We start from the raw sequence: 25,614 nt of genomic DNA, 5'->3' as shown, positions 1-25,614 counted from the left end.
CGTTCAGCCGATCTGCGCGTTCTTGGAGACGGTCACCTGGTCGATGTCGGAGGTGCGCACGGTCACGGCGATCTCCCATTCGCCCGCCATGGGGATCTGCACTCCGCTCGCCGACCAGTGTCCGGTGGTGATGTGGTCGGGGACGACGGGCAGCGGCCCGACGTTCTTGGCCTTCAGGGTGAAGGCGACCTTCACCTCGGGGATGTCGAAGGCCCGCCCGTTGGGGCGCTGCACGTAGACGTGCATCTCGTTGCCGCCGACCCGCGCGGGGTCGATGTCGATCCGGACGACGCCCTTGCCGTCGGAGCCGCCGGTGTCGAAGGGGATGTCCAGCGTGACCACGCCGGTGGTGGAGGCCGCGGCGGACGACGAGGAGGCGGCAGCAGCCTCGGCCTCCTCCACGGTGCGTCCGGGCTCGGTGGACGTCAGCGCGGTCGTCACCGCGAGCAGGACCACCGCGACGCCCGCCTCGGCCAGCACCGAGCGGCGCAGTCCGAAACGGTGCGGATCGGCGTCGCGCTCCCGCTTCTGCCGGGCGGTGTCCACGGCGGCCCGCTGCCGCGCGAGCTGTGCGGCCCGCTTGGAGTCCCCGGAACCGGCGGACCGCGACGACGCCGTGGCCTTGGCGCCCTCCCGCTCCCGCTTGCGGCCCGCGGCACCGGCGACCACGGTGTCCACGAGCTGCCCGGTCCACCGCCGCGAGATCCACGCCACCCCGACCAGCAGCACCACGAGCGCCACCTTGACCAGCAGCAGTTGCCCGTACCGCGTGCCGGTGAGCGCGGACCAGGAGCCGACCTGCCGCCACGACTGGTAGAGGCCGGTGACGACCAGCGTGATCACGCTGCCGAAGGCGACCTGGGAGAAGCGCCGTACCGCGGCGGCCTCCAGCGGCGTCTGCGCCGGCGCCCGGTACAGGGACACCAGCAGCGCGGCGAGCCCACCCAGCCACGCCGCGACCGCCAGCAGATGGAGGACGTCGACCGGCATCGCGATCCCCGGCTGGAGCCCGCTCGAGGCGTGCTCGGCCATCGCCCAGGACGCGGCGATCCCCACGGCCACGACACTCCCGCCGAGCGCCAGCCCGAACGTCAGATCCCGCTTCTCGTCGTCGTCCCGCTTCTCGTACGCCCCGAACAGCACGGCGATGAACAGCGCCGCCGCGGCGAGCAGCAGCAGCCGGGAGACGAGCGCCGCGCCGGTCTTGGTCTGGAGCACCTGCCCGAGCAGATCGAGGTCGAAGGCGTCGCCGAGCGAGCCGGACCGCGTGTACGCGCCGCGCAGCAGCAGCAGGCCCAGCGTCGCCGCCGTGAGCGTCACCCAGCCCGAGACGACGAGCCGCTGCACGGCCCGCACCCCCGCGCCGCGCGGCCAGCAGGCCAGCACGAAGGCGGCCCCGCCGGCCAGCACGATGAATCCGGCGTAGGACACGTACCGCCCGATCCCGTACAGCCACCCCACGACCCCGCCGCCGGCGGTCCGGTCCGCCACCGAGACGGAGGTCGACGAGGGAGCGCCGATGGAGAAGGTGTAGGCGCCGGAGATGGGATGGCTGTCGGCGGACACGACCTGATAGGCCACCGTGTAGGTGCCGTCGGGCAGCCCCGAGTGCAGCTTCACGGCGTACGTCGTCCCGCTGACGTTGTCGGCCTCGCCCGTGTCGGCACGTTCGCCCTGGGGGTCGAGGACCTGGAGCGAGTCGTCGGAGAGCGAGACCGCCTCGGAGAAGGTGAGCGAGACCTGTGCCGGGGCCTTGTCGACCACCGCCCCCTGCCGGGGGTCGCTGCCGGTCAGCGCGGCATGCGCGGAGGCGGTGCCGGCGCCGCCGAGCAGCAGCCCGGCGGCGGCCAGGAGCAGCAGCACGAGGCTCCGGAAGCGGGGGGCGATGGTCGGTGTCAAGGTGGTCCCTCCCTCAGTGCCCGGAATCCGGGGTGTACGTGGCGGACTTCACCGGCATCTTCACCGTGACCGTGCCGGATTCGGCGAAGCGCAGTTCGACGGAGACCGTCTCGCCCTGCTTCGGCTTGCGCTTCAGGTTCTCGAACATCAGATGGTTCCCGCCGCTCTCCAGCACGAGTTCACCGTGCGCGGGCACCGGCAGCGCCTGGACCTCGCGCATCGCCGAGTCGACCGTCTCGTGCACGGTCACCTCGCCGATGTCGCTGGTCACGGACGTCAACTCGTCCGCCGTGCCGCCTTTGTTGGCGATGGTCACAAAGCCCGCCGCCATGGTGTCCGAGACGGGCTGCGGCATGTAGGCGGCGCTGACGGAGAGGTCGGCCTCCGCGTCCGGCCCGCACCCGGTGAGCGCCAGCGCCCCCGTGAGCAGGGCCGTGGTCAGCGCCGTCCGCCTCACGGCTTCTCCCCCTTGGCCAGCTTGGGGAGGTCCTTGATGTAGTCGTCGACGGTGGCGTCCTCGCCGTAGAGGACGTAACCCGCGTCGGTCTTCGGGGAGAAGGCGACCACCTGGGTGCCGTGGGTGGAGACGATCTTGCCCTTCTCCTTGTGCGGCGGCTCGATGGAGATGCCGAGCGTGCGGGCGGCGGCCTGGACGGTGGCGAAGTCGCCGGACAGGCCGACGGCCTGCGGGTCGATGCCCTTCAGCCACGTGCCGAGCGCGGCCGGGGTGTCCCGTTCCGGGTCGGTGGTGACGAACACGATCCGCAGCTCGTCCTGGTCCGCCGCCGGCAGCTTGGTCTTGGCGACGGCGATGTTGTTCATCGTCAGCGGGCACACGTCGGGGCAGTTGGTGTAGCCGAAGTAGATCAGCGTGGGCTTGCCCGCGGTCTCCTTGCGGAGGTCGTACTTCTCGCCCTTGGTGTCGGTCAGCACCAGGTCCGGCTTCTCGAACGGCTGGTCGAGAACGGTGGCGGCCTTGGCGTCGCCGCCGCCCTCCTCGGAGACCACGGAGACGGGCGAGCCGCTGTCGTCGGCCCCGTCGCCGCAGGCGGACAGGGTCAGGGTGGCGGCGGCGAGCAGCGCGGCCGCCGCGAACTTCTTCTTACGCATGGAGAAATGTCCCGGAAGTGAGATCTCCGGTGTGCGCCGGACGCCGTCAGGCGCACACCGTCGGAGGGGAGGCGTCAGGCGGAGGTGCCGCGCCGACGGCCGGCCAGCACGCCGTACGCCACACCGGCCGCGCCGACGACGATGCCGACGATGCCGAGCACACGGGCCGTGGTGTCGGTGCTGTCGGCCGGCTCGGCGGCCGCGGAGGTGGAGGTGGAGGTGGAGGTGGAGGTGGACTCGGCGGCGGCCGAGGCGTCGTCGGACGGCGCCTCGGACTCCTTCTCAGGACCCGCGGAGCCGTGGTGGCCGTCCTCGGCGGCGGAGAGATTCAGCACCGGCGCCGGGTTCTCCGGCTCCTCCGCGCCCTCCTGGGGCACCTCGATCCAGCGCACGACCTCGTCGTTGGAGTACGTCTGGATCGCCTTGAACACCATTTCGTCGGTGTCCTCGGGCAGCGCGCCCAGCGAGACCGGGAACTTCTGGAAGTAGCCCGGCTCGACGCCCTTGCCGGTGGCGGTCCAGGTCACCTTGCTGACGGCCTCGGTGAGCTGCCGGCCGTGCGCCTCGATCGGCTTGTCCAGCTTGGACTTGGTGACGTCGATCTTCCAGCCCGGCACCGGCTCCGGCATCACCGAGGACAGCGGGTGCTCGGTCGGGAAGCTGACCTCCAGCTTGGTGGTCGAGGCGTTGTCGCGCTCGTTGGGGACCTTGAAGTCGACGACCGCGTAGCCGCCCTTGGCGGCCGGGCCCTCCGGCTGCACGCTGACGTGCGCGAAGGCGGGGGCGGACAGGACGACGACGGCCGAGGCGGCGGCGACGGCAGCGGCGGCGGTGAGACGGAAAGCCTTCATGGCGATGAGCACTCCACTTCGAGTGAGGGATCCGTTGGTGAAGAGGGGTACGCGCGCGTGGAGGTGCCCGTGGGGCTTGTCACCGAAGACGGTTCCACCGGGGAGCGTTCGCCGGACAGCGGGTACGCGCGCGTGCCGCGCGACAGCGGCGGACCACGCAGGGAAGTGGCGGCGCGCGTCGTGTCAGGCGGCGAGAACGAGCACGGCGGCGGGTGGTCCGCGCCGGATCACGGTGTGCTGGAGTGCGGTGGTGCGCGGCTCGGGTGCCGCGAGGACGGGAACGCGCCGGATCCGCGGACGGATGCCCGACGCCCCCGGGAGCCCGGCACGCAGGGCGCGCGCCAGCGCGAAGGCCGCGCGCAGGGATCGTACGGGCGTCCCCTCCGTGACCGGATGCGCCGAGAGTTCGCTGATCCGCAGCAGGGCGAGATCGCCCCGCCGCAGCACCCACCCCGCGGCGACCGCCGCGAGGACGTGGCAGAGCAGCATCGGCAGCGACGGCAGCAGCGCGACGGAGGAGTCGGTGGTGGTGGACATGGCGTCCGCCGGGTGGTGCGCGGCGTGCGCGCCCGTGCCGCCGCCTGGATACAGCCGGGCCTCGGCGAGGATCTGGCGGGCCTGTACCGGGCTGATCGCCGTGACCGGGCCCCCGCACACCAGCCGTGCCGCCTGCGCGACCAAGGTGGCGTCGGTGCGCGTGGCCTCGGATGCCGCGGTGGCGTGCTGCCCGAGCCCGAACAGGGTGTGCAGCACGGTCTGTCCGACCGCCAGCAGTGCCGCGATCCCCGGCAGCGAGCGCTCCCGCCCGGCGAGCGGCACCGCGACCGCGAGCATGCCCAGGAACCCGGCGCCCAGCGTCCACCACGGCACCGTGGCGCAGGAGGCGAGGGCGTGCCCCGCCCCGGACAGCACGACGCAGACCGCGGCGAGGACCGCGGCCCGCGAGATCCGGAGCCCGGCTCCGGGGCGCGCTGTGCGCCGGTGGGGGGCAGACATGGCGGCCTCATCATCGCACTGCGCCCCAGGCCGCCATACGGCAGGTCCACAAGATTCCGTACGGGCCGGAAGGTTCCTTCTTGTGCCGATCTGTCAGGTGCGACGACCGCCGTCGGTCACCCGTCCGGAACACTCACGTCCCACATACACCGTTCGCCGCCTTCGGCGCATCGCCCGTATGGGCGGCATCACGTTGATTCCGCGCTTACATACGCGTACGGGCGGTAATACGTAACGGTATGTCGAGCCGCAGCCAGGAGGCTGGAGCATGAGCATCTGGTGGTCTCTCCATCTGCGGCGCGAGGCCGCGAGCGTGCCGCTCGCCCGACGCCTGCTGCTCGGCACGATGGAGACGGCGGGTGTCGACCCCGACGTCTCGTACGACCTCTCCGTCGCCCTCACCGAGGCCTGCGCGAACGCCGTGGAGCACGGCGGCGACACCGCGCACGGGGTCTCCACCGGGGCGTACCGCGTCACCGCCTACCTCGACGGCGAGAAGTGCCGTATCGAGGTCACCGACTCCGGCCCCGGCTTCACTCGTCCCCATCCGCGCCCGGTGCCCGCCCGCACCGACGCCGAACACGGCCGCGGCCTGTGCCTCATCGAGGAGCTCGCCGACCACGTCCACATCGGCAACAACCCCGGCAGGGACGGCGCGGTGGTGAGTTTCGACAAGATCCTCAAATGGAGAGAGGACGCTCCGCTGATGGCCGTCTAGCGGCCCGGCGACCCTCCCGACAGCGACGGCGGCGGGGGGGGGCCCCCCCCCGGGGCCCCCCCCCCCCCCCCCGGCGGGGGGGGGGGGGGGGCCCCCGGGGGGGGGCCCCCCCGCCCCCCCCCCCCCGCCCCCCCGGGGCCCCCCCCCCCCCGGGGGCCCGCGGGGCCCCCCCCCCCCCCCCGGGGGGCCCCCCCCCCCCCCGGGGGGGCGGCGCGCCCCCCCCCCCCCCCCCCCCCCCCCCCCCCCCCCGCCGCTCGTCACTCGGCCGGTTCAGCCCTTGAGCGAGGCCATCCACTCCTCGACCTCGTCCGACCGCCGGGGAAGACCCGCCGACAGGTTGCGGTTGCCGTCCGCGGTCACCAGGATGTCGTCCTCGATCCGGACGCCGATGCCCCGGTACTCCTCGGGGACGGTCAGGTCGTCGGCCTGGAAGTACAGCCCCGGCTCGACGGTCAGGCACATCCCCGGCTCCAGGACGCCGTCCACATACGTCTCGGTCCGCGCCGCCGCGCAGTCGTGGACGTCCATCCCGAGCATGTGCCCGGTGCCGTGCAGCGTCCACCGGCGCTGCAGCCCGAGCTCCAGCACCCGCTCGACCGGGCCTTCGACGAGCCCCCACTCGACCAGCCTCTCGGCGAGCACGCGCTGGGCGGCGTCGTGGAAGTTCCGGTACTTCGCCCCCGGCTTCACCGCCGCGATGCCGGCCTCCTGGGCCTCGTACACCGCGTCGTAGATCTTCCGCTGGATCTCGCTGAACCGCCCGTTCACCGGCAGCGTCCGCGTCACGTCCGCCGTGTAGTACGTGTGCGTCTCCACGCCCGCGTCCAGCAGCAGCAGATCACCCGAGCGCACCGGCCCGTCGTTGCGCACCCAGTGCAGCGTGCAGGCGTGCGGCCCGGAGGCGCAGATGGAGCCGTAGCCCACGTCGTTGCCCTCGACGCGCGCGCGGAGGAAGAACGTGCCCTCGATGTAGCGCTCGCTGGTCGCCTCGGCCTTGTCGAGGACCTTCACGACGTCCTCGAAGCCGCGCACGGTCGAGTCGACCGCCTTCTGCAGCTCGCCGACCTCGAACTCGTCCTTGACCAGCCGCGCCTCGGAGAGGAAGACCCGCAGCTCCTCGTCGCGCTCGGCGGTGACCTTGTCGGTCAGCGCGGCCTCGATGCCGGCGTCGTAGCCGCGCACGACCCGCACCGGGCCGGTCGCCTCGCGCAGCGCGTCGGCCAGCTCGCGGACGTCGGAGGCGGGGATGCCGAGGAGCTGCTCGGCCTCGGCCAGCGAGTGCCGGCGGCCGACCCACAGCTCGCCCTGGCCGTCCAGCCAGAACTCGCCGTTCTCGCGGTCGGAGCGGGGTAGCAGGTAGATCGTGGCCTTGTGGCCGTCGTTCGCGGGCTCCAGGACCAGGACGCCGTCCTCGGTCTGATTGCCGGTGAGGTAGGCGTACTCGACCGAGGCGCGGAAGGCGTACTCCGTGTCGTTCGAGCGGGTCTTGAGGTTGCCCGCGGGGATCACCAGGCGCTCGCCCGGGAAGCGGGCGGAGAGCGCGGCGCGGCGGGCGGCCGTCTCGGTGGCCTGCGGGATCGGCCGCAGGTCGTGCAGTTCGGTGTCGGCCCAGCCGGACTTCATGTTCTCGGCCAGCTCGTCGGACACGCCCGGGTACAGTCCGTTCTTCCGCTGCTTGATGGGCTCTTCCTCAGAAGTCTCCACCGGGGTCTCCGGGAGCTCTTCGGCCACGGTCATCCTCCTCGATACGGCACTCGACCTCCTCCATCGTACGGTCGCACGAAAGGGGGCCCAGGGCCGGAAGACCCATGACCGGCGTCACTCGAACCGCGCCGCCAGCAGCACCACGTCCTCCTCGCTGTCGGCCGAGTCCAGTCCGTCCGGCAGCACCGTGCGCAGGACGTGGTCGGTGAGCGCGTCCGGGTCCCGCCGCTTGGCCCGCGGCACCCCGGCCGCCGCCGCGTGCAGCCGGGCGAACGCCCGGTCCATCGGGTCGCCGGTGCGCTGGAGCAGTCCGTCGGTGTACAGCAGAACCGTCTCTCCGGGCTCGGCCTGCACCTCCACGCTGGGCGCCTCCCAGCAGGCGAGCATGCCGAGCGGCGCCGAGACCGAGGTCTCCACGAACTCCGTGCGCCGCTCCCCGATCAGCAACGGAGGGCAGTGCCCGGCACCGGCCAGCGTGATCTTGTGCAGGGCGGGCTCGACGTAGGTGAACAGGGCGGTGGCCGAACGCGCGGGCTCGGTCAGCCGGAGCAGCAGCTCCAGGTCGGACAGGACGGCGACCGGATCCTCGCCCTCCATCACGGCGTACGCGCGCAAGGAGGCCCGCAGCCGTCCCATCGCGGCGACCGCGCTGGGCCCCGACCCGGTGACGGACCCGACGGCGAGCCCGAGGGCCGCGTCCGGCAGCGGCAGCGCGTCGTACCAGTCGCCGCCGCCGCGCGGGCCGGTGCGGTGCCGGGCGGCGAGCTGGACGCCGGAGACGCGGGGGAGGCGGGAGGGGAGCAGTTCCTCGGCGATGGTCGCCATGCTCGCGCGGGTGCGCTCGACCTCCAGCAGCCGGGCGAGATGCTCGGCGGCGTACCGGGTGTACAGACCGGCCAGATGGCGCTGCCGCTCGACCGGCTCGGCCGGTTCGTCGTAGAGCCACACGGCGGCGCCGAGGCGGCCCGCGGCCTCGGCCGACAGGGGGAGCGCGTAACTCGCGGCGTAGCCGAGACGGCGGGCCACCTCGCGGTGGCGCGGGTCGAGGCCGTCCTCGGCGAACAGATCGGGCCGGACGATCTCCCGCACACCACCCGGCGGGCCCACCGGGGTGTCCAGCAGGTCGCCGTAGGGCATCGCGCCGCGCGGCACGGTCTCGATGTGTCCGAGATCCGCCTGGGCCAGGCCCAGACCGATGGTGCTGCACGGGCCGAGGCCGTCGGCCGGTTCCAGTACGACGAGACCGCGCCGGGCGCCCACCAGGGCGGCTCCGGCGCGCAGCAGTTCCTGGAGGGCGGCGGCCAGGGAGTCCGTCCGGGCCAGGCGTTCGGTCAGTTCGTGCAGCGTGGTGAGGTCCGAGACCCAGCCGGCGAGCCGATCCTGCAGGAGGGCACCGGGGCCGGTGGTGACGGCGGCGGTGGCCGGTGAGGAGGGCGCGACAGTGTGTGCGGGGGGCGGAACGGCAGAATCGATTCCGGCCACTTTCGGAGGGTGCGGGGCGTTCATGGCGTCCGGCTTTCCGACCGGTGCGTTTTGCTCAGAAGCATCGCAAACCCCCATGTCATTTTGCGCCGCTAGCGGTGTCTCCACATGTACACGCACTCGTGAGGGGATGTCCAGCATTGTCCTGCTGGGATTCCTGGTGTCCATGGGCTTGTTGTGGTTCCGGGACGGATCTCCCGGGATCTCTTGCGGAAAGCGGAAGTTGGCTGAAAACTGCTTCGGGTAATGCCCTATTGCGGTCGACTGGGCTTGCTCGACGGAGCGTCACAGCGGTCGTGATGGGTACGTACTCGGTGAAGGCCAGGGGTGGTTGGGGGGCACCCGGAACCTGGTGACGGAGCCGGGCGTCCTAGCCATCGACGACCGAGCCCCATCCTCCCGTGACGGCGGCGAAGAGAAATACGCGCGACGGCAAACGCCATACTTCGCCACCCCACGCCACGCCCGTGCATTTGATGGACTGCGTAGGGGCGCGGCACTGCCCACGCTCGGCCCATAGGGGTTACCCGTGCTGGATAGCCGGGATGTGATGCGCCAACAGGTACGCACAGTGAAGTGATCGACACATGATGTGATGTGGACCACGGTGTTGCCAGGCGTGCAACGGAAAGGAACGAGCGCTCATGCGCGAGATCCTCGGAAGGCGACGCAGGCTCCTGACCAGGCGTAACGACGGGAAGCCTGAAATGCTCAGCGCGGCCCTGACCTTTGCGACGGAATGGAAATGGCCCGTACTCCCGGGCGTCACGACGGACCCGCAGGGCCGGGCCCGTTGCGGCTGCCCCGATCCGGAGTGCACGGTGCCGGGAGCGCACCCCTTCGACCCCGGCCTCCTCGCGGCCAGCACCGACGAGCGCATGGTGCGCTGGTGGTGGAGCAACCGGCCCACGGCGCCGATCGTCCTGGCCACCGGCGGCACGGCACCCTGCGCGGTCAGCCTGCCGGCCCCCGCGGCCGCCCGCGCCCTGGCCGCGCTGGACCGCTCGGGCATGCGCCTCGGCCCGGTCCTCGCGTCCCGCACCCGCTGGGCCGTGCTCGTCAGGCCCTACTCCATGGAACAGCTGGGCGAATTGCTGTACGCGAAGGACTTCGTGCCCGGCTCGCTGCGCTTCCACAGCGAGGGCGGCTACGTCGCGCTGCCGCCGTCGGAGACCGGTCAGGGGCAGATCCACTGGGAGCGTGCCCCGCTGCCCGGCTCGGCCGCTCCCTGGGTGCCCGACGTGGAGGCCGTGGTGGACGCAGTGGTCGACGCGCTCACTCGTACGGGTGTGAGCGCACCCGAGTTCTGAGGGTGTCGGGCGCGCGCGGAACCGGGTGCCCGGCACCAGTCGTTATCGTCCCCTCATGAATCTCCGCCTGCTCGCTCTCGCGGCCGTCGTGACGTGTGCGGTGGCGCTGCCGCTGGCCATGGCGTCCGCGGGGCCCGCGGGTGACGACCGAGACGCCAAGGCCGCGCCGGCTGCCGGACGCGGTGCCGTCAGGGCGCCGGTCGACGAGGGGCCGCGCGGCGACGCCGGGTCTCCCGGCGAGGACGCCGCCGTGCCCGACCCCGCCCGCTCCGCCCACCTCCTCGGGCTGGGGCTCGCCACCGCCACCCGCTGCGGCCCCGAGGTCACCTCGCCCGACGGCATCGAGGCGCAGACCTGTGTACTGACGCAGGGCGAGGAGACCTGGGCTCGCACGTACTACCGCAACGCGACGGGCGACGCCCTGGACGCCGTGCTCAGCATGATGGGGCCGGACGGGCGGACCGTGCAGATGCGGTGCACGGTGAGCGCCGAGGACGAGCCGGCCAGCTGCGAGACCCCCCGGGAGCGGTCGCACGGCGAGCCGGCGGCCTACTCGGCGATCACGGAGTTCGGTGCGCGTGGTGGGGCGGGGCCCGCGCTGCTGCGCTCGGGAAGCCACTCCGGGCACACCTTGGGGGGCGACCTCGGCGGAAGCTCGGGCAGTGACGCCGGCTTCCGGCAGTGACTCCTGCCTCCGGCAGTGACTGCGGCAATCGCTCCGCGCGCGACTCCGAGAGTGGCATTCGGAAGTAATTCCGGGAGCAACTCCGCCGCGCATACGCGCAGTTGATGCGTCGCGTCGTTCCGTGAGTGGCGCCGCACATGGAAAGACCCGGTTGCTGGCGACGGGGGATGCACCAGCAACCGGGATACTGAAACGGTAACAAGAGATCGGCGGTTCGCAAATTCGATCTCTTGTTTTCCTCGGCCTTTCGGACACCGACTGGCTTGTCCACAACGGGAGTTGCGGCGGGACGCACCCGTTCCGGGGGAGTCCGTTCGGCTGACCGACCGGTCAGCCGAACGCGTCGGAGGGCGTCGAGGGCGTCGAGGGCGTCGAGGGGCTGTGCGTCAGCTGAGCGTGACCTGCCGGTTGGTCAGGCCGCCACGCGCGCGGCGCTCGTCCGCGGTGAGCGGCGCGTCCGTGGTCAGCGCGACGGCGAGCCGCTCGGCGAACTCGGCCGCCGGCTTCTCGATGTCGTCCGCGGTGACCCCGCTCGGCAGGTCCCACACCGGCACGGTCAGGCCGTGCCCGCGGAACGAACCGACGAGCCGCGTGCCCTCGCCGAGGCCGGACCGCCCCGCCGCGTGCAGCCGCGCGAGGGCGTCCAGAAGCTGCTCCTCCGGGTGCGGCATGACCCAGCGCAGGTGGTTCTTCTCCGGGGTCTCGCACCAGTACGCCGAGTCGACGCCCTGGAGCTTGACGGTCGGGATGGCGGCGGCGTTGGCCCGCTCCAGGGAGGCGGTCACGTCCGGCGTGGCGTTCTCCGGGTCCGGCACCCAGAACTCGAAACCGGGGTGCACCACGGGCTCGAACGGCGCCTTGGGGTCGAGCAGGTCCTGCAGGCGGGGCCCCTCGGCGGGGGCGCGGCGGCCCTTGACCGGCGTGCCGGGCTGCGCCTCCAGGGCGCGCGTCAGGGTGTCGGCGAGGTCGCGGCTGATGTCGCCGGACGCGGTGTCGTTCTGCAGGCCGAGCAGGACCGAGCCGTCGTCGCGGCGCAGGGCGGGCCAGGCCATCGGCAGCACCGTGGCGAGCGTGACCGAGGGGACGCCCTCGGGGAGGCCGTCCTTCAGCGTCAGCTCGGCGGTCGCCGCCGGGACCAGCTCGCGCAGGGCCACCCAGTCGCACTCGCCGGGCAGACCCTCGAACGGGCGGTGCACCAGCTCGGTCGCGGCCTGCGCGGCGGCCCGGCCGTGGCACGCCTTGTAACGGCGCCCGCTGCCGCAGGGGCAGGGCTCACGGGCGCCGACAACCGGGATCTCTCCGTCCGTGAGCTGCGGGCGCTTGGCCTTCGTCTGGGGGCGCTTCTTGGCCATGTGGGTGTCTCCCGGTTACGGCTCGTCTGGTACGGCGGGAGCCTAGCCGCTCGCGCGCGAGGTGACGGGACCCTGTGGACGCACGGGGCGTTGTGGACACCCCTCGAGGTGGAGGCCGCGCCCGGCGGGCGGGCGGGTCGATGCCACGGGTGGCCGTTCGGCGGGGGCGGTGAGTGCGCGGCGATCCGCTGATCCTGCGGTGGGGTCTTCCGGCGGACGGTTTGTGTCGGCCCGGGGCCGTCGACCGGGGCGGTCCCTGCTGTCCTCGGTCTGTCGACGGAAGGGACTCTGCCTGCCCCGGGCAGGCGTGGGGGCCCGGCCGGGCCCGTGCCGCTGGGGGCACGCAGCCGACCCATGGCCGTTGACGGGGCTGCCGACGCTGGTCAGTGACGTGGGGTCCCGGTTGACGCCGGGCCGTGGACCGGGACGGGTTCAGTCGGCCCGGCCGTTGACGGGACGGTCCCTCCGCCCTTGTGCCATTGACGGCCACGGATGGGGTCCCAGCCGACGCCGGGCCGTTGATCAGGAAGGGGCCAGCCGGACCCGGGCTCGTCGCACCAAGCCCCCGCAAGTGCGGCGCGCTGCCGGAAGGCGCTCCGCCGTTGCCCCGGCCGGTGTCGGCCGAAGGCCGCAGCAGGGCTCAGTCCAGGTCGTCGAACGCGTCCGTGAAGTCCAGCTCGGGCAGGGCCGAGACGGGTGGGGCTGTGACACGCGTAGCGAAGTCCTCGCGGCGGTGCCCCGCAGCCGGATCGTGCACGCCGTCGTGGACCACCACCCAGACCGTGACCTCGCCCTGGGTGTCGTCCCGTACGCCCCAGTCGTCGGCCAGCGCCGTGATGATGTTGAGCCCGCGCCCGCCGTGGGCGGTCACCGAGGGTGTCGCCGGGGCCGGACGCGTCGGTCCGCCGCCGTCCGTCACCTCGACCAGCAGCCTGCCGCCCTGGTCCACGCGCCACGCGGCGCGGACGTCACCGTCCCCGGCCAGGGCCTCACCCAGCGGCCGACCGTGTTTGCACGCATTGCTCAAGAGTTCGGAAAGGATCAGAACGGCGTCATCGATGACCGATTCCGGCACACCGCCCCTGCGCAACTGATCGCGCATCCGGTGCCGCGCCTTGCCCACGCCCGCAGGGCCATGGGGTACGGCCATGCTCGACGACGTGGGCACCTCCTGTGCCACCACCAACGCCACCCCCGAGACCTCCTTCGCCCCACGCCACGGTGTGGATGCCCCATTGGCCTGTACCGGAAACCGGCCGTTCCAGGTCCGGAGACGCATTCGCAACGATCGAACACGGAACGAACGCGCCGGAGCACTCCCTGTAATGGACCGGTCAACGTATGGCTGGATTTCGACGGTGTGGCCGAGATCGGAGAATGGTGCAGGAAAGCCCGGAGGTCAAGGTTCGTTTCATGGGTCAGCGACCCAGTTGGTCCAGCACCGCGCGCGGCCGGTTGGTGATGATGGCGTCGATGCCCAGGTCAACGCAGAGATCCACGTCCTCGGGCTCGTTCACGGTCCACACGTGCACCTGGTGCCCGGCCTTCTTCAGGCGCCGGATGTACGCCGGGTGATTGCGCACGATCCGCATCGAGGGGCCCGCGATTCGGACACCCGCCGGCAGCCGCCCGTCACGCAGCCGGGGGGACAGGAACTGCACCAGGTAGACCACGGGCAGCGTCGGCGAGGCGATCCGGACACGGTTCAGCGAGCGCGCCGAGAAGCTCATGACGCGTACGGCGGACTCCTCGGGCGAGGCCGGGGCGTCCAGCCCGAACCGCTTCAGGAGTATCAGCAGCCGCTCCTCCACCTGCCCGGCCCAACGGGTGGGGTGCTTCGTCTCGATGGCCAGCTCCACCCGCCGCCCGGCGTCCGCGACCAGCTCGAGCAGCCGTTCGAGGGTGAGGACGGAGGTCTCGGCCGGGTCCTCCGGGCGGTGCACCCAGTCGGGCTCCTCGTCCCGGTGGTGCAGTGACCCGCGGTACTTCCAGGAACCGAAGTCCAAGGTGGCGAGGTCGGCCAGTTCCAGGGCGGAGACCGCGCCCCGGCCGTTGGACGTACGGTTGACGCGACGGTCGTGGACGCACACGAGGTGTCCGTCGGCCGTCAGCCGGACATCGCACTCCAGGGCGTCCGCCCCGTCCTCGATCGCCCTCTTGTATGCGGCCAGGGTGTGCTCGGGGGCGTCCTCGGAGGCCCCGCGGTGGGCGACGACCTGGATCTGGTGCTGTCGTGCGTGGGTCACCCGCGTCATGGTGCCATCGGCCCTGGGCAGCCGGGGAGGCGGAGCTGATTTGGCTGCGGTCGGAATGCGACTCTTTAATAGGACTGGTCCCATATAAAGGTGAGTCGAACACCCACAGCTACCGCTTATGGTGCCCTGACGGCCTGTGGGAAAAGCTGACGGCATACAAACGCACCAGCGAGCGCAGCGACAGCGGCATCGCGCCTGACCAACAGCAGTGGACCGAGGAGACAAGCTGTGAGCACCGAGAACGAGGGCACTGCGGTACCCCCGGCCCCGTCTGCACCTCCCGTGCCGGTGGACACTCCCGCAGCCTCCCCGCAGCAACCCGCACACGCCCCCTACGCCTCCGCCGAGGACGGCCCGACGGCGCAGATGCCGGTCACACCGCCCGGCGCTCCCGGCACCTCGGGCGCCCCGGAGCAGCCGACCCACTCCCCTGGGATACCGGCGTACGCGTCCGCGAACCCCCACGGCGGTGCCCCGGGCGGGGCCCCCGAGGGTGGCTGGCCGCCCCCGCCGCCCCCCACGCACGCCTACCCCGAGCCCGGCCCCGGCGGCCCGGGTGACGGCTCCGGCTGGGGAACGCCGTACGCGCAGCCCGCGCCGAAGCCCCGTGGGCGGCGCGGCGGACTGCTCGCCGCCGTGGCGGTGGCCGCGCTGGTGGCCGGCGGACTGGGCGGCGGCATCGGTTACACGCTGGCCAAGGACGACGACTCCAGTTCCACCACCGTCTCCGCCTCGGACAGCGGTGGCGACCTCAAGCGGGACGCCGGCACGGTCGCCGCGGTGACCGCCAGGGCGCTGCCGAGCACGGTCACCATCGAGGCCGAGAGCAGCAGCGGCGAGGGCGGCACGGGCACGGGCTTCGTCTTCGACACCGAGGGTCACATCCTCACCAACAACCACGTGGTGGCGGACGCGGTCGACGGCGGGAAGCTGACGGCGACGTTCCCGGACGGCAAGAAGTACGACGCCGAGGTCGTGGGCAACGCGCAGGGCTACGACGTCGCGGTCGTCAAGCTCAAGAACGCGCCCTCGGACCTGAAGCCGCTCACGCTGGGCGACTCCGACAAGGTGGCCGTCGGCGACTCCACGATCGCCATCGGCGCCCCCTTCGGTCTGTCCAACACCGTGACGACGGGCATCATCAGCGCCAAGGACCGCCCGGTGGCCTCCAGCGACGGCACCGGCAGCCAGGCGTCGTACATGAGCGCGCTGCAGACCGACGCCTCGATCAACCCGGGCAACTCCGGCGGCCCGCTGCTGGACGCCAAGGGCAATGTGATCGGCATCAACTCCGCGATCCAGTCCAGCAGCAACGGCGGCTTCGGCACCGGTCAGTCCGGCTCGATCGGACTGGGCTTCGCCATCCCGATCAACCAGGCGAAGTACGTCGCCCAGGAACTGATCAAGACGGGCAAGCCGGTGTACGCGAAGATCGGCGCGTCCGTCTCCCTGGAGGACTCGAGCGGCGGTGCGAAGATCACCGACACCGGCGCGGGCGGCACCGACCCGGTCGAGGCGGGCGGCCCCGCCGACAAGGCCGGCCTGAAGCCGGGCGACGTCATCACCAAGCTCGACGAGACGGTGATCGACAGCGGCCCGACCCTGATCGGCGAGATCTGGACCCACAAGCCCGGCGACAAGGTGACGATCACCTACGAACGCGGCGGCAAGACCGACACGGTCGACGTCACGCTGGGTTCGCGCGTCGGCGACAGCTGAGCCCGGCGGGCGCGCCCGCCGGCCGACAGGGGTGTCCCTCACGGAGGGGCACCCCTTCCGCATGGCCACCCGGGGGTGCGAGGCAGGGATGAGAATCACGGACGCGCGTCCGCGGGATGCGAAAGCATGAGGCATGCGACCCGATGACTGGCACCTGACCGACGACGTCGACGAGTTCCTCGCCCGGGCCGGGGACTTCCTGCGCTCGCGGCCCGGCCGGCACGTCATGCAGCTGACGTGGGCCGAGCGAGTGCGCAAGCGCGGGGCGCACGCGTTCGGACCCGGGTCCCCCGTCTTCGGCGCGCTGGAGCGGGCGGGAAAGGTCGAGGCCACCTTCTACCGCCTCCCCTCCCGTGGTTACGGCCTCTCCCCCCTCACCCCCGAGCAGGCCGACTCCCTCGCCGCGCGCCTGGCCGCTCTCGGACACCCCGTGCCCTCCGTCAGCGCGGACCAGGGCACCGTCACCGCCTTCGCCGAGGCCTGGCAGCGCCACACCGGCGTGACGCCGAGACCGCGCGACATACGGCTCCGTCTGTACCGCCTCGGCACGCTCACCCCACCGGAGCCGCCGCCGGCCGGTCGCAGTCGCGTGCTGGGCGAGGGGGACCTCGACGAGGCGATGTTCTGGTGCGGCGAGTTCGCGAAGGCCGTCGGGGAGGACGTCACCCTCGACGCCGGCACCTGGGCCGAGAGCCGCTTCGCCGACAAGCGGTACACGCTCTGGGAGACCCCGGACGGCACCGCGGTCTCCGTCGCGGGCATGAACCCGCTGATCGGCGGCCAGATCCAGGTGGACATCGTCTACACCCCGGCCGACGTCCGCGGACGCGGCTACGCGGCCGCCGTGACGGCGGAGGTGAGCCGCGCCGCGCTGGCCGCGGGCGCGACCGACGTCGTCCTGTTCGCGGACCGGTCCAACCCCACCAGCAACGCCCTTTACCAGCGACTCGGCTATCGCACGCTCGACGACTGGGGGTCTTGCGACTTCCCCGACGGGGACTGAAAGCCCCGCGGGAGATCCGCGGCCTGCCCGGACCACAGCCCCACACACCGGCACCTCCCGGTACGCTGTATCCGCTCCGCCACTGGTGGGCGCGGAGGTGGGTTGCCCGAGCGGCCTAAGGGAACGGTCTTGAAAACCGTCGTGGCAGCGATGTCACCGTGGGTTCAAATCCCACACCCACCGCACGCGAACGGCCCCTGACCAGGAACGTCGGTCAGGGGCCTCGCCATGCGCGATGCCTGTCAGTGACCGTCGTTCCCCGGAGTGCCGACGCGATGTCCCGATCAGTAGGCGCACATACCGCCGATCCCTGCCCTCGGTGCTTCGTCGAGGCGATTCGTGCGGGGAGGCCGATGACCGTTGCGGGGCACGATGCAGTCGGCTACCGCTGCGATCACTGTGCGCACACGTGGTCTCGGCCGGTCGAGGACGACCTGGAGGTCCATGACGTCGTCAGGGTGGACCTCCCCGACGCCACCTTCTACGGAGAGGCCTGGCAGGTGGAGGGTGATTGCGTCCAGGTACGCGGTAGGGACAGTGGCGAGCTGCGGTGGGTCGAGCGCTGGAGAGTCGTCGTCTACTGAAGCCAGGTGACCGGTGGATCGTCGGGGTGTCCCGCCATACCGTGGCGCCATGAGCGAGCAGTCGGAAGTGTCTGTCGTGCCCGTCGCGGCGTATGAACCCCCTTACTACGTGGCGGTCTTCACCACGGTGCGAACCCAGGACCAGAGCGGCTACAGCGAGACCGACGCGCGCATGGAAGAGCTGGTGAAGGACGTCCCTGGGTTCCTCGGGATGGACCACGCGCAGACTCCCGGCGGGCTGGGCATCACCGTCGGATACTTCCGCGACGCCGACGCGCTCGCGGAGTGGCGGACCAACGCCGAGCACCGTGCGGCGCAGAAGCGCGGGCGGGCCGAGTGGTACCAGAGCTACACGCTGCATGTGGCGAAAGTGGAACGGAGCCACGACTTCACGCGAGCGCAGGTCCCGCCGCTGCCCTAGGCCTCGGCGAACCAGGAGCGCCCCTGGGCCCAGGTACCAGTACATGCCGCAGCCGTCGGTGCCCAGCAGCAGTGAGCCGTGGTCGAACACGGAGTCCGTCCGGGCGTCGAACTCCTCCTCCGACAGCCATGTCGCCGTGAGCGGAGAGACGGCCCGTTCCGGTCGGAGGCCGTGTGCGGGGCGCGTGGGTCAGAGTTCGTGGTCCTGGGCCAGCTCTTCCCAGTCCAGGTCCAGCAGGGCCGGATCCGCCTCGTGTCCCGACGGCGTCGTCGGCGTCGGCTGGAACCAGACCACCGTCAGCCGCGAGCGGTACAGGACCGGGTCGTGGGACGCGCTCACCGGCGTGGAACGGAACGCCCCCGCGCAGGCCACCGCCGGCAGCACCTCCACCGGCCCGAAGGCACCGGCCGTCCGGTCGGGGTACTCGCGCGGCGGTGGGACCAGGTGCACCCGCGTCGTCGGGTAGGCCCGTTGGGTGCTTCGGACCAGCGCGTTGATCCTCATGTCGTTGACCGGCGCGCAGGGGTAGCCCTCCAGCAGGTCGCCGTACGTCGACGACATGCGCAGTTCCGTCAGTTCGATCGAACGGCCGCGGGAGAGGGCGATCTTGGTCAACGACATGGGCCCACCCTACGGGCGGTGTCCGGTCAGGCGGGCGGCCGAGGCGATCGTCGCCCGAGCCTCCCGTTCGCTCAGGCCCGTCCCGAGCGCCGCCTCGACGAGCGCGGGGATCAGGTCCGGGGCCAGCCCGTTCTCGTAGGCGCGGCAGGCCGCCCAGAACAGGCGGGTGTTGCGCTGCCCCTCGTGCGCCGCGAGGACGAACTGGACGAGGCCCTGACCGTGGCCGCCGCCGTGCCCGGAGCGGGCGTTCGACGCGTTGGGCGTGCGCGGCGGTGGCAGGAGCAGGCGGAGCAGGGCCGGTGGACAGGGGGCCGGTGCCAGATGGGCCGTCCCGGGTGCGGTGCCGTAGACGCCGTGGTCGGTGCGGGAGCCGGGGCCGACGAGGTAGCCGCCGGCGCCGCGGATGTCGATGCCGGGTGCGAGGCGGCCGGCCGAGTTGGGGACGACGGTGTCCGGGGGCCCGGTGAGCCACAGGTGGCGGCCGCCGCTGGGGGTGAGGACGACCACCGTCTGCGGGATGGTGAACAGATGCCGCAGCGCCAGTTCGCGCAGGGCGGCGGAGGAGTCCGTGCCCGACTTGGTGTCGAGGTCGAGGCCGATCAGATGGTGCGGGGGCAGTCCGCAGGCGATGCCGTACCCGGTCGCCCAGGGTGCGGCGGCGAACAGTTCGCGGATCCGGCGCGGGTCGGTCGAGGCGTCGTACACCCCGTGTCCGAAGCGGCCGCACTCGCCGTGGCACGCGGGGGCCGACGGATCGGTGCGGTGGGGGGAGCGGAGGGCCGGGAGCTTGGTCCGGGACAGGGGGATGACGGCCAGGCCGCGTTCGGCGGCTGACAGGGCGTGTGCGAGGGCCAGCGTCGTGGCCTGCCGGTCGATGGTGGCCATGACTTTATTTTCGTACGAGTGTTCGAGGAAGGGAAGAGGGGGTGTGTTCGACGCGCCGGTGGCCAGGCGATTGTCGGAAAAGTTGGCGGAACGCTTCCCCTCTTGTGCCGCTTGGAGTGGAGGCGTCCCCTGTGCCCTGAAGCGCGGGCTCGACATGGCCAAAGGGGTTTATCGACTTGTCATCACGCTTGAGGGCGAATCGCCGCTTCCGGGGTGGTTCGCCAGGGATTCGGTGGGCAATCCTGATCTCGCGACGTCGTGCTCACACCGCCGGGGTGGTCGGCCAACTGCCCTGGTGAAAGCCGTACTTCACGCGCTCCAGGCCGTCCGGCCGGGCGTATTTGCTACTGGAGGAACCCAACATGGCAAGCATCCGTACCGCTCGCGTGGTCGCCGCCGTCTCCGCCCTTCCGCTCGCAGCCGCCCTCTTCGCCGGTGTTGCGACGGCGGACAACGGCTCCTTCGCGGACAACGGATCGACCGCCTCCGCCACCAGCGCGCTCGCGGGTATCGTCGGCAGCGGTGTCGGTGGCAACAACAACGGCAACTCGTCCACCACGCAGCAGCAGGCGGTCGGCGCCGGCGCCTCGAACCAGAGCAACACCGCGCAGGTCGACGACTCGGCGTACACGGCCGTCCAGCAGGGCAACGAGAACGTCGCCGTCAACTTCTACCCCTGGTGGTGAGCTGAGGGGCCGGCGTGCGGCGCCGGTCCTCTCGACTCACGCGTGGGGCGTGTTCAGTGGGGTGAACAAGGTCAGCCGGCGCGGCGGTGCTCCTGCACCGCCGCGCAGGCGTTTTCCCGTGCCGCCCGCGGACCGGCCCGTGCCACGTGTTCACCGGCCTTGACAGCCCTCCTGATCTGACGGACAGTCAGAAACTGTCCTCGGGAAGGGGTACGGGCCATGGCCGACGACGACGAGCTGTTCGCGCGCCTCAAGGCCTGCGAAGGGCGCCCCGCCACGCTCGCCGGCACCGGCAAGGACCCCGTCAACCTGCCGATGATCCGCCACTGGTGCGAGGCCCTCGGCGACACCAACCCGGCGTACACGGGCCCCGATGCCGTCGCCCCGCCCACCATGCTCCAGGCCTGGACGATGACCGGCTACCCCGGCCCCGCCACCTCCGGCCCCGCCACCTCCGGCCCCGCCACCTCCGGCCCCGCCACCTCCGGCCCCGCCACCTCCACACCTGCCGCCTCCGCCGGCCCTCCCGCCCGGACCCCTGCGTACGACGAGCTCCTGCGGCTGCTCGACGAGGCCGGCTGCACCTCGGTCGTCGCCACCGACTGCGAGCAGGAGTACCTGCGCCCGCTGCGCCCCGGCGACGAGATCACCTTCGACACGGTGATCGAGTCGGTCTCCGCGAGAAAGACCACCAGGCTCGGCACCGGCTACTTCGTCACCACCCGCACCCGCGTCCACGCGGGGGGCGAACTCGCCGGGACCCACCGTTTCCGCATCCTCAAGTACGCCCCCGCGCGACGGCAGACCCCGGCGGCGATCCGCCCCCGTCCCGTCGTCAGCCGCGACAACGCCGGTTTCTGGGAGGGCGTCCGGCGGCACGAACTGCTCATCCAGCGCTGCTCCGGCTGCCGCGCCCCGCGCTTCCCCTGGCTGCCCGGGTGCCCCGCGTGCGGCGGCCTCGACTGGGACACCGTGCGGGCGTCCGGACACGGCACGGTCCATTCGTACGTCGTCATGCACCATCCGCCCTTCCCGGCCTTCGACCCGCCCTACGCCGTCGGCCTGATCGACCTGGCGGAGGGCGTGCGGATCGTCAGCAACGTGGTCGGGGTGCCGTACGACAAGGTGCGGATCGGGATGCCGGTGCGGCTGGAGTTCCGCAGCTACGACGACGGTCTGGTGCTGCCCGTCTTCCGAGGAGGACCGTCGTGAACGTGGGGGACGAACTGCCGCCGCTGGCCGTCGAGATCACCCGCACCCTGATCGTGGCCGGGGCGATCGCCTCGCGCGACTACCAGGACGTCCACCATGATCCGGAACTCGCCCGGCGGAAGGGGTCGCCGGACATCTTCATGAACATCCTGACCACCAACGGCCTCGTCGGCCGCTACGTCACCGACCACTTCGGCCCCGCCGCCGTCCTGCGCAAGGTGGCCATCCGGCTCGGCGTGCCCAACCACCCCGGCGACACCCTGGTGCTCAGCGGCCGCGTCGAGGCGCTCGACGGGCCGACGGCCGTGGTCCGGGTCACCGGCGACAACGGCATCGGCCGGCACGTCACCGGCACGGTGACCCTCACGCTGCCCGCCGGGGGCACCCCGTGAGGGCCGCGATCGCCGGCATCGGCGCCACCGAGTTCTCCAAGGACTCCGGCCGCAGCGAACTGCGGCTGGCCGTCGAGGCGGTGCGCGCGGCGCTCGACGACGCCGGGCTGACGCCCGCCGACGTGGACGGCATGGTGACCTTCACGATGGACACCAACCCGGAGATCACCGTCGCCCAGGCGTGCGGCATCGGCGAGCTGTCCTTCTTCTCCCGCGTCCACTACGGCGGCGGCGCGGCGTGCGCGACCGTGCAGCAGGCGGCGCTCGCGGTGGCGTCCGGGGCGGCGGACGTGGTCGTCTGCTACCGCGCGTTCAACGAACGTTCGGGCCGCCGCTTCGGTTCCGGCGTCCGGCACCGGGAGCCGACGGCGGAGGGGGTGGCGCTGGGCTGGGTGATGCCGTTCGGGCTGCTCACGCCCGCGTCCTGGGTGGCGATGGCGGCGCAGCGGTATCTGCACACGTACGGACTGACCGCCGAGGAGGCCTTCGGACCGGTCGCCGTCATGGCCCGCCGGCACGCCGCGGCCAATCCGGCGGCGTACTTCCACGGCCGCCCGATCACCCTCGCCGACCACGCCGCCTCGCGCTGGATCGCCGAACCCCTGCGGCTCCTGGACTGCTGCCAGGAGACGGACGGCGGCCAGGCCCTCGTCGTCACCTCGCCCGAACGCGCCCGGGACCTGCGGCACACCCCCGCCGTGATCGCGGCCGCCGCCCAGGGCGCGGGCCGCGCGCAGGAGCAGATGACGAGCTTCCACACCGGCGACCTGACCGGACTGCCGGAGGCCGCGGTGGTGGCGCGGCGGCTCTGGCGGACGGCGGGCTGCGGCCCCGCCGACATCGACGTGGGGATCCTCTACGACCACTTCACGCCGTTCGTGCTGATGCAGCTGGAGGAGTACGGGTTCTGCGGGCGCGGTGAGGCGGCCGGTTTCGTCGCCGAGGACCGGCTGCCGATGAACACGCACGGGGGACAGCTCGGGGAGGCGTACCTGCACGGCATGAACGGGATCGCGGAGGCGGTACGGCAGCTGCGCGGCACATCCGTGAACCAGGTTCCGGGGGCGGAACGGGTGCTGGTGACGGCGGGGACCGGTGTGCCGACGTCGGGACTGGTGCTGACCCCCGGGACGTGAACCGACCCGGCGCCGGTCGAGGAAGCCGCCGGAGGCCCGCGTTCCGTACGCCCCCTAGGGGGAGCAGGGGGGCGCACCCGCAGTCGGGGTCCACCGCTCGTCCACCTCCAGGAGGTGCAGCGAGCCCCACCTCTACACCCTGAGGGGGACCCGCCTTCGGGACCTGCGGGCGATTCGCGCGAGGGGGTCCCGAACCTAGCTTGGAGCCATGACCGCACCCGTCTGCACCACCGCATCGAACGCGGCCGCACCTCGCACGCAGACCCTCACGTACCCGTCCTTCGCGTCGTACGTCCGGGCCCGCCAGCCCGTGCTGCTGCGCACCGCCCGGTCGCTCACGGCGAACCCGTGCGACGCGGAGGACCTGCTGCAGACCGCGCTCACCAAGACGTACGTCGCCTGGGAGCGCATCGAGGACCACCGCGCGCTCGACGGCTACGTCCGCCGCGCGCTGCTCAACACCCGTACGTCGCAGTGGCGCAAGCGCCGGGTGGACGAGTTCGCCTGCGACGAGCTGCCCGAGCCCGAGCCGCTGCCCGGCGGTGACGACCCGGCCGAGCAGCAGGCGCTGCGCGACGCCATGTGGCGCGCGATCACAAGACTCCCGGCCCGGCAGCGGGCGATGGTCGTCCTCAGGTATTACGAGGACCTGAGCGAGGCCCAGACGGCCGAGGTGCTCGGCGTGTCCGTCGGCACGGTGAAGTCGGCGGTGTCGCGGGCGCTGGGCAAGCTGCGCGAGGACGCCGAACTCGGGCTGGTCCGATGAGTTGAGCTGGGAGTTGTTCGCTCTCGCGGCCTTCTGTCCGGCAACGTGAGGTGATCGATCAGCCGGATCTAGTGACATACCGCGCGGTATGTGCGCAGAATCAGCGCACGCCTTACCGCCGCGTAGGCAATGTCGCCCCGGGAGGACCGCCGTGCTGAGCACCATGCAGGACGTACCGCTGCTGATCTCGAGGATCCTGGCCCACGGGTCCACGATCCACGGATCGTCGCAGGTGATCACCTGGACCGGCGAAGGCGATCCGCAGCGCCGCTCCTACGCCGAGATCGGCGCCCGCGCCGCCCAGTTGGCGAACGCCCTGCGTGACGACCTCGGGGTCGAGGCCGACGACCGGGTCGCCACCCTGATGTGGAACAACGCCGAGCACGTCGAGGCGTACTTCGCGATCCCCTCGATGGGCGCGGTCCTGCACACCCTGAACCTTCGGCTCCCCCCGGAGCAGTTGGCCTGGATCGTCAACCACGCCGCCGACCGCGTGGTGGTCGCCAACGGCTCCCTGCTCCCGCTGCTGGCGCCCCTGCTTCCGCACCTGAAGACGCTCAAGCACGTCGTCGTGGCCGGCCCGGGCGACCGCTCGCTGCTCGCCGAGGCCGACGTCCAGGTGCACGAGTACGAGGACCTGCTCGCCGACCGGCCCGTCACCTACGACTGGCCGGAGCTCGACGAGCGTCAGGCCGCCGCCATGTGCTACACCTCCGGCACCACGGGCGACCCCAAGGGCGTGGTCTACAGCCACCGTTCGGTCTACCTGCACTCCATGCAGGTCAACATGACCCAGTCGATGGGCCTGACCGACGAGGACACCTCCCTCGTGGTGGTCCCCCAGTTCCACGTCAACGCCTGGGGGCTGCCGCACGCCACCTTCATGACCGGCGTCAACATGCTGATGCCGGACCGCTTCCTCCAGCCCGCCCCGCTCGCCGAGATGATCGAGCGGGAGAAGCCGACGCACGCCGCCGCGGTCCCCACCATCTGGCAGGGACTGCTCGCCGAGCTGACCGCCAACCCGCGCGACGTCCGCTCCCTCACCCAGGTCACCATCGGTGGCTCGGCCTGCCCGCCCGCGCTCATGACGGCCTTCGACGAGCTGGGCATGCGGGTCTGTCACGCCTGGGGCATGACCGAGACCTCCCCGCTGGGCACGGTCGCCCGCCCGCCGGCCCACGCGGTCGGCACCGACGAGGAGTTCGCCTACCGGCTCACCCAGGGCCGCTTCCCGGCCGGCGTCGAGGCCCGGCTCACCGGTCCCGGCGGCGAGCGCCTGCCCTGGGACGGCGAGTCCGCCGGTGAACTGGAGGTACGCGGTCCCTGGATCGCGGGCGCCTACTACAACGGCCCCGACGCCGAACCGCTGCGCCCCGCCGACAAGTTCAGCGAGGACGGCTGGCTCAAGACCGGCGACGTCGGCACGATCGGCCCCGACGGCTTCCTCACCCTGACCGACCGCGCCAAGGACGTCATCAAGTCCGGCGGCGAGTGGATCTCCTCGGTCGACCTGGAGAACGCCCTGATGGCCCACCCGGACGTCGCCGAGGCCGCCGTGGTCGCCGTCCCCGACGACAAGTGGGGCGAGCGGCCGCTGGCCACGGTGGTGCTGAAGGAGGGCTCCTCGGCCGACTTCGAGACCCTGCGCGCCTTCCTGGCCGCCGAGGGCAAGATCGCCAAGTGGCAGCTCCCGGAGCGCTGGACCGTCATCCCGGCGGTCCCGAAGACGAGCGTCGGCAAGTTCGACAAGAAGGTGCTGCGCAGGCAGTACGCGGCCGGGGAGCTGGACGTCACCCAGCTCTGACAGCCGCAGACGTCCGTACG

Annotated in this window: 24 protein-coding genes, 1 tRNA gene and 1 pseudogene; 13 read left to right on the top strand and 13 right to left on the bottom strand. The window is 72.1% G+C overall.

The features are described 5' to 3' along the window. Positions 1 to 3: 3 nt before the first annotated feature. The 5 genes from ACIP2X_RS20350 to ACIP2X_RS20330 form a co-directional block, all read right to left on the bottom strand. Entirely contained in the window at positions 4 to 1,899 is a 1,896-nt protein-coding gene (locus ACIP2X_RS20350) for a copper resistance CopC/CopD family protein (protein WP_401674867.1), read from the bottom strand. 13 nt (positions 1,900 to 1,912) lie between these two features. Next, the gene (locus tag ACIP2X_RS20345; RefSeq protein ID WP_401674865.1) at positions 1,913 to 2,356 is read right to left on the bottom strand and encodes a copper chaperone PCu(A)C; all 444 of its coding nucleotides are present in this window, start codon (positions 2,354 to 2,356) and stop codon (positions 1,913 to 1,915) included. Next, on the bottom strand, positions 2,353 to 3,009 hold the full coding sequence (locus ACIP2X_RS20340; protein ID WP_401674863.1) for an SCO family protein: 657 nt from the start codon (positions 3,007 to 3,009) through the stop codon (positions 2,353 to 2,355). The genes ACIP2X_RS20345 and ACIP2X_RS20340 overlap by 4 nt, the downstream gene beginning before the upstream one ends. A gap of 74 nt (positions 3,010 to 3,083) precedes the next feature. Further along, positions 3,084 to 3,860, bottom strand: a complete 777-nt coding sequence (locus ACIP2X_RS20335; RefSeq protein ID WP_401674861.1) for a YcnI family protein — start codon at positions 3,858 to 3,860, stop codon at positions 3,084 to 3,086. A 183-nt stretch (positions 3,861 to 4,043) separates the two neighbouring features. Further along, positions 4,044 to 4,856: a hypothetical protein gene (locus ACIP2X_RS20330; RefSeq protein WP_401674859.1), complete on the bottom strand. Its 813-nt coding sequence runs from the start codon at positions 4,854 to 4,856 to the stop codon at positions 4,044 to 4,046. Between the two features lie 268 nt (positions 4,857 to 5,124). Between ACIP2X_RS20330 and ACIP2X_RS20325 the strand changes: the two genes are divergently transcribed. Beyond that, a complete protein-coding gene (locus ACIP2X_RS20325; protein WP_401674856.1) occupies positions 5,125 to 5,574 on the top strand; it encodes an ATP-binding protein in 450 nt (149 codons plus the stop codon). A gap of 270 nt (positions 5,575 to 5,844) precedes the next feature. On the opposite strand, the gene ACIP2X_RS20320 is transcribed toward ACIP2X_RS20325, so the two are convergent. After that, positions 5,845 to 7,311, bottom strand: coding sequence for an aminopeptidase P family protein (locus ACIP2X_RS20320; protein WP_401674854.1), 1,467 nt, complete (start codon positions 7,309 to 7,311; stop codon positions 5,845 to 5,847). Between the two features lie 81 nt (positions 7,312 to 7,392). Then, positions 7,393 to 8,901: a PP2C family protein-serine/threonine phosphatase gene (locus tag ACIP2X_RS20315; protein ID WP_401675809.1), complete on the bottom strand. Its 1,509-nt coding sequence runs from the start codon at positions 8,899 to 8,901 to the stop codon at positions 7,393 to 7,395. 503 nt (positions 8,902 to 9,404) lie between these two features. Here ACIP2X_RS20315 and ACIP2X_RS20310 point away from each other — a divergent pair. After that, a complete protein-coding gene (locus tag ACIP2X_RS20310; RefSeq protein ID WP_401674852.1) occupies positions 9,405 to 10,070 on the top strand; it encodes a bifunctional DNA primase/polymerase in 666 nt (221 codons plus the stop codon). 55 nt (positions 10,071 to 10,125) lie between these two features. Next, positions 10,126 to 10,755: a hypothetical protein gene (locus tag ACIP2X_RS20305; RefSeq protein ID WP_401674849.1), complete on the top strand. Its 630-nt coding sequence runs from the start codon at positions 10,126 to 10,128 to the stop codon at positions 10,753 to 10,755. Positions 10,756 to 11,141: 386 nt separating this feature from the next. Here the strand turns inward: ACIP2X_RS20305 and ACIP2X_RS20300 are convergent, their stop codons facing one another. From ACIP2X_RS20300 to ACIP2X_RS20290, 3 genes are all read right to left on the bottom strand, one after another. Beyond that, a complete protein-coding gene (locus ACIP2X_RS20300; protein ID WP_401674847.1) occupies positions 11,142 to 12,107 on the bottom strand; it encodes a DUF5926 family protein in 966 nt (321 codons plus the stop codon). 640 nt (positions 12,108 to 12,747) lie between these two features. Next, positions 12,748 to 13,386, bottom strand: a complete 639-nt coding sequence (locus ACIP2X_RS20295) for an ATP-binding protein (RefSeq protein ID WP_401674844.1) — start codon at positions 13,384 to 13,386, stop codon at positions 12,748 to 12,750. A 139-nt stretch (positions 13,387 to 13,525) separates the two neighbouring features. Next, on the bottom strand, positions 13,526 to 14,353 hold the full coding sequence (locus ACIP2X_RS20290; RefSeq protein WP_401674841.1) for a glycerophosphodiester phosphodiesterase: 828 nt from the start codon (positions 14,351 to 14,353) through the stop codon (positions 13,526 to 13,528). Positions 14,354 to 14,590: 237 nt separating this feature from the next. Between ACIP2X_RS20290 and ACIP2X_RS20285 the strand changes: the two genes are divergently transcribed. The 4 genes from ACIP2X_RS20285 (at position 14,591) to ACIP2X_RS20270 (ending at position 18,089) form a co-directional block, all read left to right on the top strand. Further along, positions 14,591 to 16,081 carry a S1C family serine protease gene (locus ACIP2X_RS20285; protein WP_401674838.1) on the top strand — a complete coding sequence of 497 codons (1,491 nt, stop codon included), beginning with the start codon at positions 14,591 to 14,593 and terminating at the stop codon, positions 16,079 to 16,081. A gap of 133 nt (positions 16,082 to 16,214) precedes the next feature. Further along, a complete protein-coding gene (locus ACIP2X_RS20280; protein ID WP_401674836.1) occupies positions 16,215 to 17,084 on the top strand; it encodes a GNAT family N-acetyltransferase in 870 nt (289 codons plus the stop codon). A gap of 96 nt (positions 17,085 to 17,180) precedes the next feature. Continuing rightward, positions 17,181 to 17,267 (top strand) — tRNA-Ser (locus ACIP2X_RS20275). Positions 17,268 to 17,717: 450 nt separating this feature from the next. Beyond that, entirely contained in the window at positions 17,718 to 18,089 is a 372-nt protein-coding gene (locus ACIP2X_RS20270; RefSeq protein ID WP_401674833.1) for an antibiotic biosynthesis monooxygenase family protein, read from the top strand. A 30-nt stretch (positions 18,090 to 18,119) separates the two neighbouring features. Here ACIP2X_RS20270 and ACIP2X_RS20265 read toward each other — a convergent pair. From ACIP2X_RS20265 to ACIP2X_RS20255, 3 genes and pseudogenes are all read right to left on the bottom strand, one after another. After that, positions 18,120 to 18,254: pseudogene (locus ACIP2X_RS20265) on the bottom strand (SMI1/KNR4 family protein); the annotation flags it as partial. Positions 18,255 to 18,278: 24 nt separating this feature from the next. Then, on the bottom strand, positions 18,279 to 18,710 hold the full coding sequence (locus ACIP2X_RS20260) for a hypothetical protein (protein ID WP_401674831.1): 432 nt from the start codon (positions 18,708 to 18,710) through the stop codon (positions 18,279 to 18,281). A gap of 9 nt (positions 18,711 to 18,719) precedes the next feature. Beyond that, positions 18,720 to 19,595: a bifunctional DNA primase/polymerase gene (locus ACIP2X_RS20255; protein WP_401674829.1), complete on the bottom strand. Its 876-nt coding sequence runs from the start codon at positions 19,593 to 19,595 to the stop codon at positions 18,720 to 18,722. 362 nt (positions 19,596 to 19,957) lie between these two features. On the opposite strand from ACIP2X_RS20255, the gene ACIP2X_RS20250 reads away from it, so the two are divergent. From ACIP2X_RS20250 to ACIP2X_RS20225, 6 genes are all read left to right on the top strand, one after another. Then, positions 19,958 to 20,281, top strand: coding sequence for a hypothetical protein (locus ACIP2X_RS20250; RefSeq protein ID WP_401674826.1), 324 nt, complete (start codon positions 19,958 to 19,960; stop codon positions 20,279 to 20,281). A gap of 219 nt (positions 20,282 to 20,500) precedes the next feature. Continuing rightward, positions 20,501 to 21,493, top strand: coding sequence for a bifunctional MaoC family dehydratase N-terminal/OB-fold nucleic acid binding domain-containing protein (locus ACIP2X_RS20245; protein WP_401674823.1), 993 nt, complete (start codon positions 20,501 to 20,503; stop codon positions 21,491 to 21,493). Then, positions 21,490 to 21,885: an acyl dehydratase gene (locus ACIP2X_RS20240; protein WP_401674821.1), complete on the top strand. Its 396-nt coding sequence runs from the start codon at positions 21,490 to 21,492 to the stop codon at positions 21,883 to 21,885. The genes ACIP2X_RS20245 and ACIP2X_RS20240 overlap by 4 nt, the downstream gene beginning before the upstream one ends. Then, positions 21,882 to 23,021, top strand: a complete 1,140-nt coding sequence (locus ACIP2X_RS20235) for a lipid-transfer protein (protein ID WP_401674818.1) — start codon at positions 21,882 to 21,884, stop codon at positions 23,019 to 23,021. Before ACIP2X_RS20240 ends, ACIP2X_RS20235 begins: the two co-directional genes overlap by 4 nt. Before the next feature lie 208 nt (positions 23,022 to 23,229). Next, on the top strand, positions 23,230 to 23,787 hold the full coding sequence (locus ACIP2X_RS20230; RefSeq protein ID WP_401674816.1) for a SigE family RNA polymerase sigma factor: 558 nt from the start codon (positions 23,230 to 23,232) through the stop codon (positions 23,785 to 23,787). Between the two features lie 151 nt (positions 23,788 to 23,938). Further along, positions 23,939 to 25,594 (top strand): long-chain fatty acid--CoA ligase, encoded by a 1,656-nt coding sequence (locus tag ACIP2X_RS20225; protein ID WP_401674813.1) that lies wholly within the window; start codon positions 23,939 to 23,941, stop codon positions 25,592 to 25,594. Positions 25,595 to 25,614 lie beyond the last annotated feature (20 nt).

This window comes from Streptomyces sp. NPDC089424 (genome assembly GCF_044749345.1).
Taxonomy (GTDB): domain Bacteria; phylum Actinomycetota; class Actinomycetes; order Streptomycetales; family Streptomycetaceae; genus Streptomyces.
The sequence above is the reverse complement of the archived record's forward strand: the minus strand, read 5'-3'. Positions and strand labels throughout refer to the sequence as shown.